We start from the raw sequence: 14320 nt of genomic DNA on the forward strand, positions 1-14320 counted from the left end.
TGCCGCCGGTGTCAGGCGGGGGCGGGGGGACCCAGAGCGAACGAAAGCGCGCAACATTCGAGGTCGGCCTCGCTGAGTGTGCCGAGTTCCATCGCGCGCCGGCACCAGGCCGGGATCAAGCGGGCGAATTCGGCGGGGTCGTAGACATCCTCCTCTTTGGAGAACTTCCCATCGCCTGCGTAGGTGAGGATGCTGATATTGTCGGCGCCCATCTGCGAGCCGTCGCCGGGATCGCGCATCAGATTGTTCAGCTTGACCACAATCATGCCGTTGACGTCATCGATCAGGTGCCAATAGTCGGGGAACGACGTCATCGCGGACCCCGGGAACCTCGCCAGCGTCGGCTCAGCCCATGCCCAGATGGCTTCGGGACCCCTGAGTACGCCGACCATTTGTTCGTGGTATTCGGCGTCCGGCGTGAAAAGATCGACGAATTCGCGCCAGCTGCCCTCACCCGAGGCAGCTCGGGCCACGGTCGAGCGCCATGTCTGAAACGCCGATTCCAATTCTTCTCTGCTCCAAGTGTTGTTCATGGCCGGACGCTAACCAGCAGCTGACGCAAAGATCAGCAGTTGTTTCCGTTCAGTGGAATTCGTATCGCAGAAGCCGAGGACAGACAGGCGTCCCGCTCAATGGAAAGCCGCGCCGATTGATCGCTTCCCGAAACCTACCTTTACCTCATCTGTATCCCGTGCGAAGTGGAGTCCCGAACCATGGTGAAGAAGTCGATGCCGCCGCTCGCGGCCGCTCACGAGGTGACCGTCGATCTTCTCGTGATCGGATCCGGCACCGGCATGGCCGCCGCGCTTGCCGCCCACGAACTGGGCCTGTCGAGCGTGATCATCGAGAAGACCAGCCATGTCGGCGGCTCCACGGCGCGCTCCGGCGGCGCCTTCTGGATCCCGGGAAGCTCGATACTGCCGGACTCCGGACCCGAGGCGTTGGCAGACGCCGACACCTACATCCGGGCGGTGGTGGGGGAGTCGGCTCCAGCCGAGCGGGGAAGGGCGTTCCTCGACAACGGGGCCGCCACCGTCGCCATGATGGAACGCACGACACCGATGCGGTTCTTCTGGGCGCAGGGGTACTCGGATTATCACCCGGAGGAGCCGGGCGGGCGTGCCGAGGGGCGCACCTGCGAGTGCCGCCCGTTCGACGCCTCGGTGCTGGGTGCCGAACGCCCGCGGCTGCGTTCGGGCGTGCTGGAGGCACCGGTTCCGATGCCGGTCACCGGTGCGGACTACAAGTGGATGAATCTTGTCGCGCGCAAACCGGTCAAGGCGTTCTCGCGCATACTGCGGCGCGCGGCTCTGGGAATCGGCGGCATGCTGATCGGTCGCGAATACCTCGCGGGGGGCCAAGCTCTGGCGGCCGGATTGTTCGCCGGTGTGCTCGAAGCCGGCATCCCGGTGTGGACCGAGACCAGCCTGGTGCGGCTGATCCACGACGCGGACCGGGTCACGGGCGCCGTGGTGCGTCAGGGTGAACGTGAAGTCACCGTGACCGTCCGCCGCGGGGTGGTGCTCGCCGCAGGAGGTTTCGAGCACGACATGGAGGCCAGGCACAAGTTCCAGTCCGCGCGCCTTGCCGCCGGGGCCAGCCTCGGCTGCGAGGGCAACACCGGCGACGGAATCGTCGCGGCGCAGGACCTCGGCGCCGGCATCGCGCTGATGGATCAGGCCTGGTGGTTCCCCGCGTTCGCGCCGCTGCCGGGTTCCGCGCCCTCGGTCATGCTCGCGGAACGATCTCTGCCCGGTTCGTTCGTCGTCGATCAGACCGGTAGGCGATTCGTCAACGAGGCCACGGACTACATGTCCTTCGGGCAGCAGTTGCTCTTGCGGGAACGACGCGGAGACGCCGCCGAGCAGATGTGGCTGGTGTTCGACCAGCGGTACCGCAACAACTACATCATGGCGGGCCAGTACTTCCCCCGTCAGCCGCTGCCCCGCGAGTGGTTCGACGCGGGCATCGCGCACCGCGCGGACGACCCCGCCGCGTTGGCACGCGCGATGGGAGTTCCCGAGGCCGCGTTCACCGAGACCTTCCACAACTTCAACGGTTACGCCGAAGCCGGATCCGACCCCGAGTTCGCGCGCGGCGAGAGCGCATACGACCGCTACTACGGCGATCCCACCGTCGCGCCGAATCCCAATCTCGCGCCTTTGACCAAAGCCCCGTACTACGCGGTGAAAATGATCCTCAGCGATCTCGGCACCTGCGGCGGCGTGGTGGCCGACCAGCATGCGCGGGTGCTGCGCGAGGACGGCACGGTCATCGACGGGCTGTATGCCATCGGCAATACCGCGGCCAACGCCTTCGGCGCCACCTATCCCGGCGCAGGCGCGACCATCGGCCAGGGACTCGTCTTCGGTTACATCGCGGCTCGGCACGCTGCGGCGCGGGAGATATCCGAGTAGCAAAACGAGGCGGGCACCTTTCGCAGCCGCGTCGAAGCGCGCGAGCGAAGGTGCCCGCTTCCGCCGGGATCAGTGTGGTCTATCTCGCGCAGATGCGGACCGCGGTGTCACATATGTGAGCCGCCGTCGACCCGCACTTCGGTGCCGGTGACGAAGTACGCGTCGGCGGAGCCGAGCATCGCCACCACGGCCGCCACGGCGTCCGGCTGGGCGAAGATGGCGCCGTCGGGCAGGGGGAGCGAGGGGGACGCCTTGGTGAACAACGTGAAGTCGGCGTCGGCCGGCAGGCCCGGCCCGATGCTCTGCTTGGCCTCGCCACTGCCGTCGGTCATACCCGAGGAGATGGAGCCCGGCTGCACGGCGTTGAACCGGATGCCCTGCTTGCTGAACTCCATGGCCAGTGCGTGGGTCATCGCCTGGACGCCCGCCTTGGATGCGGCATAGGCCGACATGTACGGGTGCGCGAACGCGGCCGAGGTGGAGCTGAAGTTCACCACAGCCGGGCTGGTCCCCTCCCGCAAGGCCGAGATGGCCTCCCGGGTGACCAGGAATGTGCCCACCAGATTGATCCGCAGCACCTGCTCGAAGTCGGCGACGGTCGTCTGCTCGAAGTGCGCCGACCGCAGCACTCCCGCCGCGTTGACAAGCGTGTCGAGACCACCGAGGTGCGCCACTGCCTCCGCGACACCTGCCTTGACCGAGGCTTCCTCACCGATGTCCATGAGCACCGTGGTCAGGTTCTCGCTGTGCGCACCGGCCTTGGCCAGTGTGTCTTTCAAACCGGCTTCGCTGATGTCCGCGGCCGCCACTCGACCGCCCTCGTCCAGAAGGCGCAGCACGGTGGCCTGGCCGATACCGGAACCGCCGCCGGTGACGAGGACGCGGCGATTGTCGTAGCGCTGCAGGTGTGGCATGCGCACGTACTCCTTCTCTCGATGATCGGCAGAGCCGTCGAGACACGGCGCCGCCCAGTCATCGATGGTGACTCGCTCGCACGCCCGGTGGACGCCCGCATCCCGCTCAATGGACTGCCGGCGAGAGACCAAGCCGCAGGCCGCCGCAGTCTGTGCCCGGCTTCGTCTCGGTCAACGGAAAGGCGCCGTCCGGTCGACGTGCGGCTGCCTGGCATCAGCATCCCGGCGACGCCAGTTGCCACGGGAACGGGAGGTAATGGGCGATGAGCTGGGTCGATTCCGCAGGTAGTGGGACGAACAGTGCGAAGTGCTTGTGGTCGGTTCCGGAGGCGGCGCGCTGACCTCCGCTCGCCACCAAGGGCGGTCTACGCACCGGCATCGACGGCCGGGTCCTCGACTCCGCGGGGCTTCCTATCGCTGGACTCTACGCGGCGGGGAACTCCATGGCTGCCGTCAGCGGACCCACCTACCCGGGGGCGGCAACCCGATCGGTGCCTCGATGGAATTCGCCCATCGCGCGGCCTGCGACATCGCGAAATCGGCGCGGACGCATCCATGAGCCGCAGCCGCTGGGTGCCGCCCGCACCGTTGCGGTGCGGGCGGCAGTGCCCGGCGCCCGGAACCTGCTACCCGGCAGCCCGGATATCGCTCGGCTGGACGCCTCGAGCACGCACGCGGAGAGCACCCTCTGCGTCGATACGCGGCGCATCCATGTCACCGGACACTCGATGGGCCCGCCGCCGGGTCGTCATCAGGTTGTCAGTTCTCGCAGCGCATTGCGTCCGCCGCCCCGGTGGCCGGGCTACGCGACTTCTCGTGGTGCGCCACCACACGGGCGGGACCCGTGATCGCTTTCCACGGCACCGCACTCCGCGGGAATCCTGAGTCGTCCCGATGTGGCTGCCGCGGCGATGGCGTCGCGCAGCCGGCCGCAGCCTGGTAGCGAAGGGTCGTTGCCCACCGTGTCGCGAAGCTCAGGGCAGCGGACGGCCGCGTCGGCGTTCCACTGAACGCTGGTTTGTTGCCAGCTGGCTTTGCGGACAAGGACTCCTGCACCGCAGTGGTCGCACTGGACCGGCGCCATCGGCGCCTCGTTCAGCCGTTCGTCGATGCGCGGCGTCATCAGGCAGAAGCCTCGGCGGAGCCGGCCCGGGCGGCCAGATCGGCGCGCGCGGCGAGATCGGCCCGGATCTCGGCCTGCCATGCCTCTACCGGACGGGTGGTGTCCAGTTCGAATTCGAAGCGGTCCACCATTTCCGGGGTCACCTCGGCGGCGTCGACGTAGAACTGCTCGTACCAGCGGCGCAGCTGGTAGACCGGGCCGTCCTCCTCGCACAGCAGTGGATTGTCGATGCGCGCTTTGTTCTTCCAGATCACGACGTCCTGCTCGAACCCGATCTTCACCCAGTCGCCGAGGGCGATCGCCGTCGCCATCGCCTGCTCGTCGGGAAGACCCTGCGACTTTTTGACGATGATGCCGTACTGCAGCACGAAAGAGTTCGCATCGATCGGGTAGTGGCAGTTGAGCAGGACCGTGTGGTGATCGCCTTGCTCGTAGTGGTATGTCAGGTCGTCGATCATGAAGGACGGCCCGTAGTACGACGCTACCGACGAAGTGCCCAGCAGCTTGGGCGCGCCCTCGGGTCCGGGCAGGTCCTCGCGCGCCCCGCTCTTGAAGTACTGCGTGGCGATGTGGCCTTCGAACACGTTCTTGAAGTAGGTCGGCAGCGACCCGTGGATGTAGAAGAAGTGCGCCATGTCCACGACGTTGTCGATGATCTCGCGGCAGTTGGTGTTCACGACGGTGCGGTACCAGTGCCAGTCGGTCCACTCGTCGCTGGTCGCGCCGTCGATCCGGGGAATGGCGACATCCGGCGTCGGCTTCTTGCCTTCCGGGTCGTTCCACACGAACAGCATCCCGTCCTGCTCGAGCGCGTGCCAGGTCCGCGTCCGGGCCAGCGGCGGCACCCGGCGGCCATAGGGGATCTCCTTGCAGCGGCCGTCGCCGCCCCAGCGCCAGTCGTGGAACGGGCAGGCGACGGCGTTGCCCTTGACGGTGCCCTGACTGAGGTCGCCGCCCATATGCCTGCAATACGCGTCGAGAACGTTGAGTTCGCCGTTCTCGCCGCGGAAAACCACGAGCTTGGTGCCGAATGCCTCGATGGCATGCGGTTTGCCGTCGGCGAAATCGCGGATCAGTCCGAGACAGTGCCAGCCGCGCGCGAAACGCGTCGGGGCCGCCGCTGCTTCGATATTGCGGACTTCCTGCGAATCCTGCTGAACCGGACTCATGTCCACCCTCCTCGGATGAAAGAACGCAAGCGAGCTGGTTGGGCCGCGATGCACGGCTGCTTGCGCTGCGCCCTCGTTGTAGCAGTCGCAGTGCGGCCGATCGGGTAGTGATTTCACTCACTGGGATGGGCGCGGCTCTGGTCGGTCATCCACCGACCGGACGACCGAGGCCTGAGCCGCCAAGGGGTGCGCGGCGGGCTCTGTTTTCCCGGTGACTCCACAGCGGGACGACGCCCCGGCGCCGGCCGCGGACGTACAACAGCGGGAAACTCGTCTCGCAGGGGCAATGGCGCCGGCTACCTGGGCGATCCGCTCGCTGCGGTGCTGTGGCCGGCTGGGACCGCAGGGCGAGTGAGCATGGCGGGATGCAAGTCGTGGCACGTGCTAGTTTGACGGCAGGACCAAGACGTGCGGTGGCGATCACTGCGGGAGGTGGGTGGCGCGATGCGGGGGACAGGACAGCGGGTGACGGCTGCCGACGTGGCCAGATCTCTCGGCCTTTCGCGTGCCACCGTCGGATTCGTGCTGAACAACACGCCTGGTCAGACGATTCCGGACAAGACAAGGCAACGAGTGCTCGCGGAGGCCGAGCGGCTCGGATACCGTCCCAACCCTGCCGCGCAGGCTCTGCGCCGCGGCAGTACCCGCCTGGTGATGATGCTGCTTCCGGCATGGCCGATGGAGGCCGGCTGGGCGGAATTCCTCGATGACGTGTCCTTCCGCCTCGATCAGGCGGGTTATACCTTGGTCACCTATACGCGTCGCATCGATGACCGGGCGAAGCCGCTTTGGGAGACGCTGCGGCCTGAAGTCATCCTCGGCCTGGACGACCTCAGCGATGCCGACACCCTGTCGGCGAAGGCCAGTGGAGCGAAGATCGTTCTCACGCAGTCGGTCTCCGATTCGCCCCTCGTAGCGCCAGGCGCCGAACAACAAGTACGGCATTTGCATTCGCGCGGTCACCGCAGGCTCGCCTACGCGATGCCGGACGACCCCCGACTGGCCGACCTGGCAGCCCTTCGTCGAGATATGGCGCAGCGGACAGCGTCAGCCTTGGGGCTGGAGTCTTTGGATGTGCGCTCGGCGGGGCTCGATGACGGAACCGCGGCCGAGGCGGTACGGCACTGGCGGGATGCCGGCGTCACCGGGGTGGTCGCCTACAACGATCTAACCGCGGCTCTGGTCGTCGGTGCCGCGTTGCGCGCCGAAATCGGGGTGCCGGCGCCGCTGGCTGTGATCGGTCACGACGATTCCGACTTCGGGCGGGCGTTCGTTCCAGCGCTGTCGACGGTGCGGATGGGGATAGGGGCACTCGCTCGGTATGTAGCCGACCTCGCGCTCTACGGGGTGGGCCACCTCGAGAAGCCTCCGAGCCCGGTCACCCCTGACTTCGACGTCGTACGCCGCGAGTCGACCTGAGTCAGGAGCTATCGCATCGGCTTCGCAAGCGGGCGCTGGCGCTGGCGGGCAAGACCATCGACGACATCGACCTGGTCGAGATCAACGAAGCGTTCGCGGTGCAGGTGCTCGGCTCGGCGCGGGAGCTGAAGATCGATGAGGACAAGCTGAACGTTTCCGGCGGCGCGATCGCCCTGGGCCACCCGTTCGGCATGACCGGCGCCCGCATCACCACCACGCTGATCAACAACCTGCAGACCCACGACAAGCAGTTCGGTCTGGAGACCATGTGCGTGTCGATCGATTGTCGTGGCCGCGAGCGACGGACTCCCGGCAAGGACTGTCCCACTGAGCGGAAGCGGCCGGTCCGGCTGGCGGCGGCCTGGCCAGCGTTGCATGAGCCGGTCCTTGGAAGGGCCTATGGCAAGGCAAGTTCGGAAATCGAATCCCACACACGGTCCTGGAAGTCGGTTCCGGCGACGACGGATCTTCCACGAGTCGCGCGTTCTACCACTGGGCAGCGCTCGGGGACAACGAAAGGCGAAGCGATGTCCCGCTGTCGCCGCGGCAGGTCGCCGACTCCTTTTGGAAGTTCGCGTGAGGACGTGCACGCGACTAGCACGAAATAGTATCGGTGGACGAGCGGCTCCCGGGCAGTGGGGGCCTTCGTCCGCCCGCCGCGGTGGCTTTCCCATCCTCACGTCGCGGCGGGCCGCCCGGGTGACGCGTCATCGGCAACCCGCGCTCGATTTCATCGTGATGCCGCTGACCAGGGGTTTTCCGGGCGGCCGGGCGGAGGGATCGACACCCCGCCCGGACCGCATAGGAGTTGTATCAGCTTCCGGCTGGTGAATCGGGGATTTCCGGTCGTCTCACTAGAATGGGGCGACCGTATTCGTCCGCTTCCGGGAGTCAGTCGTGACCATCCAGCCCGTTCGCCTGTTCGGCGACCCCATTCTGCGTGCCCGCGCCGCGGAGGTCACCGCGTTCGACCGTGATCTGCGGCAGCTGGTGACCGATCTGACCGAGACGATGCACGACGACGGCGGTGTCGGGATGGCCGCGCCGCAGATCGGGGTCGGGCTGCGCGTTTTCGTCTACGACACGGGTGAGGCGGCGGGGCACCTGGTCAACCCGCAGTGGGAGGTCCTCGGCGACGAGGAGCAGGTCGGGCCGGAGGGCTGCCTGTCGATTCCTGGTGTGCGCTACGACACGCGGCGCGCTCTGCGGGTGCGGGCCTCCGGTGTGGACGTCGACGGGGCGCCGGTCGCCTTCGAGGCCGAAGGGTTGCTGGCGCGGTGCGTGCAACACGAGACCGATCATCTCGACGGGGTGCTGTTCATCGACCGTCTCGACCCGGCCCAGCGCAAGGAGGCGATGCGGGTGATCCGCGAATCGGATTGGTTCGGGGCGGGAGTGACGGTGCGTCCGTCCCGCTCCATGAGCGGCGCGGGCCGGCCCAACCCGTTCGGAGCGGGCCGCTGATGCGCGTCGTTTTCGCGGGAACCCCGGAACCGGCGGTTCCGTCGCTGCGGCGGCTGCTGGAATCGGCTCGGCACGAGGTGATCGCCGTGGTGACGCGGCCGGACGCGGTCGCGGGGCGCGGCCGGAAGGTGACCAGGTCGCCGGTCGGCCGGTTGGCCGACGAACACGGCATCCCGGTCCTCACCCCGCGGCGGCCCTCGGAGCCGGAATTCGTCACGCGGCTGGCCGAATTGGCGCCGGACTGCTGTCCCGTCGTCGCCTACGGCGCGCTGCTTCCCCAGCAGGTGCTCGACATCCCGCGCTTCGGTTGGATCAACCTGCATTTCTCGCTGTTGCCCGCCTGGCGCGGCGCGGCGCCGGTGCAGGCGGCCATCGATGCCGGTGACGAGATCACCGGCGCCTCCACCTTCCGGATCGAGGCCGGGCTGGACACCGGTCCGGTCTTCGGCATGGTGACCGAGAAGATCGCCGTCACCGACACGGCGGGCAGCCTCCTGCAGCGGTTGGCCGACAGCGGCTCCCGGCTGCTGGAAGCGACCCTCGACGGGGTGGAGGACGGCACCTTGCAGGCGATTCCGCAGTCCACCGACGGCGTCTCGTACGCGCCCAAGGTCGGTGTCGAAGCCGGGCATGTGCGCTGGGATCAGCCCGCGCTGGCCATCAGCAGGCGCATCCGCGCGGTCACCCCCGCGCCCGGGGCGTGGACCGAGGTCGGCGGCACGCGGCTGAAGCTGGGGCCGGTCGAGTTGGTCGAAGAGGAGTTGCCGGAGCGGGTGATCGAGGTCCGCAAGTCCGGTGTGTTCGTCGGCACCGCGACCACCGCGGTGCGGCTCGATCAGGTTCAGCCGCAGGGTAAGCGGGTGATGGCCGCGCTCGACTGGGCGCGCGGCGCCCGCCTGCAGCCCGGCGCGGTGGTCGAATGACCCGCGGCGATCGGTCCGGCGACGGCAACGCGCGCGACCGGCGGCACGACGAACGCCATAGTTCCGGCGAGGCGGGCCGGGCGCGTGCGCAGGGCGGCAAGCAGCAGGATCGCGACGGTGCGGGCCGGTCACAGGCGGCAGGCAGGCGTTCCGGCGGCGGACGCGCCGAGCCGGGCGGCCGCGATCGTGACGAACGGCGCGGTTCCACCGGCCGACGCCCCGCGGCGGGTCGATCGGACCGTTCCACCGGCGGTCGAACCGGGCCGCGCCAAGGGGCCAAGGCCGCCGGACGACCGCACCGTGGCGAATCCGCCGATCCGCCGCGAACGGTCGCCAGGGATGTGCTGCGGGCGGTCCGGGAGCGCGACGCCTACGCCAACCTCGTTCTGCCCGCCCTGCTGCGCGAACGGGGATTGTCGGGTCGAGACGCCGCACTGGCCACCGAACTCGCCTACGGCGCGTGCCGGTCGCTGGGACTGCTGGACGCGGTGATCGCCGAAGGCGCGGGCCGGCCGATCGAGGAGATCGACGGACCTCTGCTGGACGTGCTGCGGCTGGGCGTCTACCAGTTGTTGCGCACTCGCATCGGCGCGCACGCCGCCGTGGACACCTCCGTCGCGCTGACGCGCGCCGAATTCGGCGCGGGCAAGGCGGGTTTCGTCAATGCCGTGCTCCGGCGCGCGGGGGAGAAGACCCCCGAGCAGTGGGTCGACGCGCTCGCGCCCGCCGATCCCGTCGGCCGGTTGGCGTTCGAATACGCCCATCCGGTCTGGATCGCGCAAGCCTTCGCCGACGCGCTCGGCGAGCGAGCGACGGAACTGCGCGATGTGCTCGCCGCCGACGACGCCCGCCCGCTGGTGCACTTGGTGGCCCGCCCCGGCGACATCACCGCGGAGGAACTCGCGCTGGTGACCGGCGGTGAGGAAGGCCGCTGGTCGCCGTACGCGGTCTACTTGGAGGGCGGCGATCCGGGCAAGCTGGAGCCGGTCCGTGAGGGCATGGCGGCGGTGCAGGACGAAGGCAGCCAGTTGGTGGCGCTGGCGCTGCTCAACGCCGCGCTCGACGGCCCGGACACCGGTCGCTGGCTCGATCTGTGCGCCGGACCGGGCGGCAAGGCCGCGCTGCTCGGCGCGATCGCCGCGATCGACGGGTTCCGGGTGGACGCCGTCGAGCCGGCCGCCCACCGCGCGGAACTGGTGCGCAAGGCCGTGCACGACCTGCCGGTGGACGTCCATGTCGCCGACGGCCGCGCCAGCGGGCTGACCCCCGGCTACGACCGCATCCTCGTCGACGCCCCGTGCACGGGCCTCGGGGCGCTGCGCCGCAGACCCGAGGCGCGTTGGCGGCGCACTCCGGCGGACGTCCGCGAACTCGTGGTGCTGCAGCGCGAATTGCTCGCCGCCGCATGGGAACTGGTGCGCCCGGGCGGAGTGGTGCTGTATTCGACGTGCTCGCCGCACCTGCCCGAGACGGTGTCCGTCGTCGCCGACGCCGTGCGCCGCCTCGGCGCCGAGCAACTCGACACCCGGGAACTGCTGCCCGGCGTCACCGACATCGGGGACGGACCGGGGGCACAGCTGTGGCCGCACCGGCACGGTACCGACGCCATGTTCCTCGCCGCGTTGCGTAAACCGCGCTGAGCGGTTCGCGATGTTCCTTGCGTCCGAGTCGTGCGCCTGCCTTCGACGCACACTCGGACGCATGACGATGACCTGGCAGGAAGTGGTCGCGATGCCGAGCGCCCTACCGGAAGTGGCCGGTCCACGTGGACGCGTGGTGGCTCACCGCTCCGGCGAAGGTGCGCGAACGCGCCGCCCGCTCGAAGCGGTTATTCCCGGCTGGATTGCTCCCGCAAGCGGGCAAGGGTTTTGGCGAGGATGCGCGAGACGTGCATCTGGGAGATCCCCATCTGCTGGGCGATCTGGGTCTGGGTCATCGATTCGAAGAACCGCATGGTGAGGATGCGCCGCTCCCGCTCCGGCAACCCCGCCAGCAGCGGACGGATCGCGACGTATTCCTCGACCCGATCGAACTGGGACTCCTCCTCGCCGAGGGTATCCAGGAGCGAGGCGTCGGTGTCGCGGCCGAGCGTGGCCGCGTCGATCGAACTCGGCTGGTAGGCGTTGCCCGCGATGACCGCCTGGGTCACCTCGTCGGGGTCGACGTCCAGCTCCGCGGCGATCTCCTTCGCCGTCGGCGAGCGGCCGAGCGTCTGGGAGAGACTGTCGATCGCCGCGCCGATGCGTAGGTGCGTCTCCTTGACCCGCCGCGGCACCCGCATCGCCCAGGTGTTGTCGCGGAAATAGCGCCGGACCTCGCCCATGATGGTCGGCACCGCGAAAGACAGGAAGTTGGAGCCGCGCCCGACGTCGAAACGATCCACCGCGTGCACCAACCCGACCCGCGCGACCTGGGTGAGGTCGTCGAAGGGTTCCCCGCGCCCGCTGAACTTGCGGGCGATGTGGTCGGCGAGCGGAATGCAGCGGCTGATCAGTTCCGCGCGCAGCGCGCTGTGCCGCGCTGTGCCCGCCTCACTGGTCGCGAGCTGCTCGAAGAGCAATCCGACGTCGTCGTACCCGGGAACCGTGCCCGCGGCTTCCAGGGTCTCCGTGGCATCCAGGGCGTCGTCCTCGGTGGTCAGCGTGTCGGCGTCGTCGTCGCGCTGGGAGTCGTACACGGTGTCTTCGTCCGCCACTACGCCTTCCCCCGGACCCGACGGAACTCGACCGTCGTCGGATATCCGGAGACCGTCGGGTCGAACGAATCCTGGGTTGCCTCCACCGCGTCGGTGAGGGTGCGTAGCACATGCCAGCCGAAGCTGCGCTGGTCGGGCAGGCCCGGCTTCTCCGCCAGCCCGTCGACCCGGACCAGCAACTCGGTGTCGCCGACGGTGAAACGGCAGTTCAGGCTGGTATCCGGGGCCGCGACCGCGATCAGGGTCGAGCAGACCTCGTCGACGGCGAGCCGGATGTCGGCCACCTCGTCCAGCGTGAAATCGCTGAGTAGGACGAGAGTTTCGGCGAGCCCACGCACGATGGGCAGTTGTGTCACCGACGCCGCCACCCGAATCTCCACCGGGGTGCTGTAGAGCCCCTGTTCCGCCGAAATATTGATCACCCTATGCAGGCTACCCACTCCCGCGCTGGACAACCCTGGGTACCGTTAGACTCCGGCGTTGTGTCCAACCCGATTCACCCGCGTCCGGCCGCTCCGATGATCGCTCCCTCCATCCTGTCCGCGGACTTCGCGCATCTCGCGGACGAAGCGCAGGCCGTCGCAGGCGCCGACTGGCTGCACGTGGACGTGATGGACGCGCACTTCGTGCCGAATCTCACGCTCGGCCTCCCGGTGGTGGAGAGCCTGCTGAAGGCCACCGAGATCCCCTTGGACTGCCACCTGATGATCGAGAATCCGGGCCGCTGGGCGCCGCCGTACGCCGAGGCGGGCGCGCACAACGTGACCTTCCACGCGGAGGCGACCGACGATCCGATCGCGGTGGCTCGCGACATCCGTGCCGCGGGCGCCAAGGCGGGGCTCTCGGTGAAGCCGGGCACGCCGATCGAGCCGTACCTGGAGATCCTGCGCGAATTCGACACGCTGCTGGTGATGAGCGTCGAACCCGGCTTCGGCGGTCAGTCCTTCATCCCCGAGGTGCTGCAGAAGGCGCGCATCGTGCGGAACCTCGTCGATGCCGGTGAGCTGCGGCTGCTGGTCGAGATCGACGGCGGCATCAACGCCGACACCATCGAGGCGGCCGCGGAAGCGGGTGTGGACTGCTTCGTCGCCGGGTCCGCGGTCTACAGCACCGCGGACCCTGGGGCCACCGTGCAGAAGCTGCGCGATCAGGCGGCCTCGGCGTGGGCTCGCTGAACGGAGCTAGCCGGTCCGCGTCCGGCGCGCGGCGACCGCGCGGATCGTCTCGATCACCGCGTTGATCGGCGGGCGGCGGGCCCCGGCCTCCGGTGACCGGATCCACACCCGATACCCGGTGCGCTCGTCGTCCGGTGAGGGCAGCACCACCTGGCTGCCCGTGCAGGCCACGGCAGCGTAGAGGCGGAACAATTCGGCCGAGACCGCCGGGCTGACGTCGTCGCGTCCGGCGGGGCCGGTGAGAAAGGTCCAGTGCTTGGCACGCGGATGGTCGACGACGGGCCCGGCGATTCCGTCCTGGAGGAGTTGCCGCAGCACTTGCTCGCCGAGTTCGGCGGGCATGGTGACCGCGCCGTAGTCGACGCCGATCTGCAGGAGAATGCGGTGCGAACCGGGATCCATCGATGCGGGCAGCTGGAATTCGCGCCGATACCGTGAGCAGCGAATTTCCGGCGTCGAATCGAGAAATGTGGTCACACCGCGCCCCCGGCTGTGCTCGACCTGCTTTCTTCCACTGTGTTCTCCGGTTTTCTCGAGGAGTGAACATCGTGTGGCAGGCTTCCCCGTTCGTCCGGCATGTTCCCTGGTAGAACGTCTCATCGGACTGCGTTGCCGGGAAAGTTGAACGCGAGAAGTCGGCCGCGTAACGATATCGCTTCCTGCGCCGTCCGAGCGCGGATTCTGCGTTATAACCGTGTTTCGTTCGGGTATCGGGTACGAATCGGCAATCACACCCCGAGGGGTTAATCAATTCACGTGGTATGCCTAATGGCTTCCAAGGGAAATCGATACCCGGCGAGCCCGTCGATCGCGGCGCGTGTGGACAGCTTTTGTTCCATTTTCGATGGGACCGGCCGGTTCCGCCTGTCTCGGCCCGCCCCGCGGTCGGTTCCCGCGTAGGGTGCGTCCCTCGCCGAGCCCGGAACGCGGCTGTCTACGGCCACGCCGCGTCACTAGGCTGGGGAGGCGCGGGAATAGCGGCCGGGTCTCGCGCTGTTTGCGCAACCGGAAGACAACGACG

The 14320-nt window shown here is 68.5% G+C and carries 13 protein-coding genes and 2 pseudogenes; 8 read left to right on the forward strand and 7 right to left on the reverse strand.

The window, feature by feature from the left end:
* Positions 1 to 11: 11 nt before the first annotated feature.
* A complete protein-coding gene (locus U3653_RS13495) occupies positions 12 to 533 on the reverse strand; it encodes a nuclear transport factor 2 family protein (RefSeq protein WP_324722377.1) in 522 nt (173 codons plus the stop codon).
* 180 nt (positions 534 to 713) lie between these two features.
* Between U3653_RS13495 and U3653_RS13500 the strand changes: the two genes are divergently transcribed.
* The gene (locus U3653_RS13500; protein WP_195080243.1) at positions 714 to 2417 is read left to right on the forward strand and encodes a 3-ketosteroid-delta-1-dehydrogenase; all 1704 of its coding nucleotides are present in this window, start codon (positions 714 to 716) and stop codon (positions 2415 to 2417) included.
* 107 nt (positions 2418 to 2524) lie between these two features.
* Here U3653_RS13500 and U3653_RS13505 read toward each other — a convergent pair whose 3' ends face one another.
* The gene (locus U3653_RS13505) at positions 2525 to 3331 is read right to left on the reverse strand and encodes an SDR family NAD(P)-dependent oxidoreductase (protein WP_195080242.1); all 807 of its coding nucleotides are present in this window, start codon (positions 3329 to 3331) and stop codon (positions 2525 to 2527) included.
* Between the two features lie 347 nt (positions 3332 to 3678).
* On the opposite strand from U3653_RS13505, the pseudogene U3653_RS13510 reads away from it, so the two are divergent.
* Positions 3679 to 3890 (forward strand): annotated as a pseudogene (locus U3653_RS13510) (FAD-binding protein); the annotation flags it as partial.
* Positions 3891 to 4133: 243 nt separating this feature from the next.
* Here the strand turns inward: U3653_RS13510 and U3653_RS13515 are convergent.
* Positions 4134 to 4454 carry a ferredoxin gene (locus U3653_RS13515; RefSeq protein ID WP_323123974.1) on the reverse strand — a complete coding sequence of 107 codons (321 nt, stop codon included), beginning with the start codon at positions 4452 to 4454 and terminating at the stop codon, positions 4134 to 4136.
* Positions 4454 to 5623 (reverse strand): 3-ketosteroid-9-alpha-monooxygenase, oxygenase component, encoded by a 1170-nt coding sequence (locus U3653_RS13520; protein ID WP_195080241.1) that lies wholly within the window; start codon positions 5621 to 5623, stop codon positions 4454 to 4456. Before U3653_RS13520 ends, U3653_RS13515 begins: the two co-directional genes overlap by 1 nt.
* A gap of 465 nt (positions 5624 to 6088) precedes the next feature.
* Here U3653_RS13520 and U3653_RS13525 point away from each other — a divergent pair, with 465 nt between their 5' ends.
* The 5 genes and pseudogenes from U3653_RS13525 (at position 6089) to U3653_RS13545 (ending at position 11069) form a co-directional block, all read left to right on the forward strand.
* Positions 6089 to 7042, forward strand: a complete 954-nt coding sequence (locus tag U3653_RS13525; protein WP_323123975.1) for a LacI family DNA-binding transcriptional regulator — start codon at positions 6089 to 6091, stop codon at positions 7040 to 7042.
* Positions 7043 to 7068: 26 nt separating this feature from the next.
* Positions 7069 to 7317 (forward strand): annotated as a pseudogene (locus U3653_RS13530) (acetyl-CoA C-acyltransferase); the annotation flags it as partial.
* Between the two features lie 622 nt (positions 7318 to 7939).
* On the forward strand, positions 7940 to 8506 hold the full coding sequence (gene def / locus U3653_RS13535; RefSeq protein WP_195080240.1) for a peptide deformylase: 567 nt from the start codon (positions 7940 to 7942) through the stop codon (positions 8504 to 8506).
* Positions 8506 to 9429 (forward strand): methionyl-tRNA formyltransferase, encoded by a 924-nt coding sequence (gene fmt, locus U3653_RS13540; protein ID WP_195080239.1) that lies wholly within the window; start codon positions 8506 to 8508, stop codon positions 9427 to 9429. Before def ends, fmt begins: the two co-directional genes overlap by 1 nt.
* Positions 9426 to 11069, forward strand: coding sequence for an RsmB/NOP family class I SAM-dependent RNA methyltransferase (locus U3653_RS13545; RefSeq protein WP_195080238.1), 1644 nt, complete (start codon positions 9426 to 9428; stop codon positions 11067 to 11069). The genes fmt and U3653_RS13545 overlap by 4 nt, the downstream gene beginning before the upstream one ends.
* A 188-nt stretch (positions 11070 to 11257) precedes the next feature.
* Here the strand turns inward: U3653_RS13545 and U3653_RS13550 are convergent, their stop codons facing one another.
* Positions 11258 to 12124 carry an RNA polymerase sigma factor SigF gene (locus U3653_RS13550; protein ID WP_195080237.1) on the reverse strand — a complete coding sequence of 289 codons (867 nt, stop codon included), beginning with the start codon at positions 12122 to 12124 and terminating at the stop codon, positions 11258 to 11260.
* Positions 12124 to 12546 carry an ATP-binding protein gene (locus U3653_RS13555; protein WP_195080236.1) on the reverse strand — a complete coding sequence of 141 codons (423 nt, stop codon included), beginning with the start codon at positions 12544 to 12546 and terminating at the stop codon, positions 12124 to 12126. The genes U3653_RS13550 and U3653_RS13555 overlap by 1 nt, the downstream gene beginning before the upstream one ends.
* 96 nt (positions 12547 to 12642) lie before the next feature.
* On the opposite strand from U3653_RS13555, the gene rpe reads away from it, so the two are divergent.
* Positions 12643 to 13299, forward strand: a complete 657-nt coding sequence (rpe, locus tag U3653_RS13560) for a ribulose-phosphate 3-epimerase (RefSeq protein WP_195080318.1) — start codon at positions 12643 to 12645, stop codon at positions 13297 to 13299.
* 6 nt (positions 13300 to 13305) lie between these two features.
* Here rpe and U3653_RS13565 read toward each other — a convergent pair whose 3' ends face one another.
* The gene (locus U3653_RS13565; RefSeq protein WP_195080235.1) at positions 13306 to 13776 is read right to left on the reverse strand and encodes a hypothetical protein; all 471 of its coding nucleotides are present in this window, start codon (positions 13774 to 13776) and stop codon (positions 13306 to 13308) included.
* Positions 13777 to 14320 lie beyond the last annotated feature (544 nt).

It is taken from the genome of Nocardia implantans (assembly GCF_035544775.1).
Classification (GTDB): Bacteria; Actinomycetota; Actinomycetes; order Mycobacteriales; family Mycobacteriaceae; genus Nocardia; species Nocardia implantans.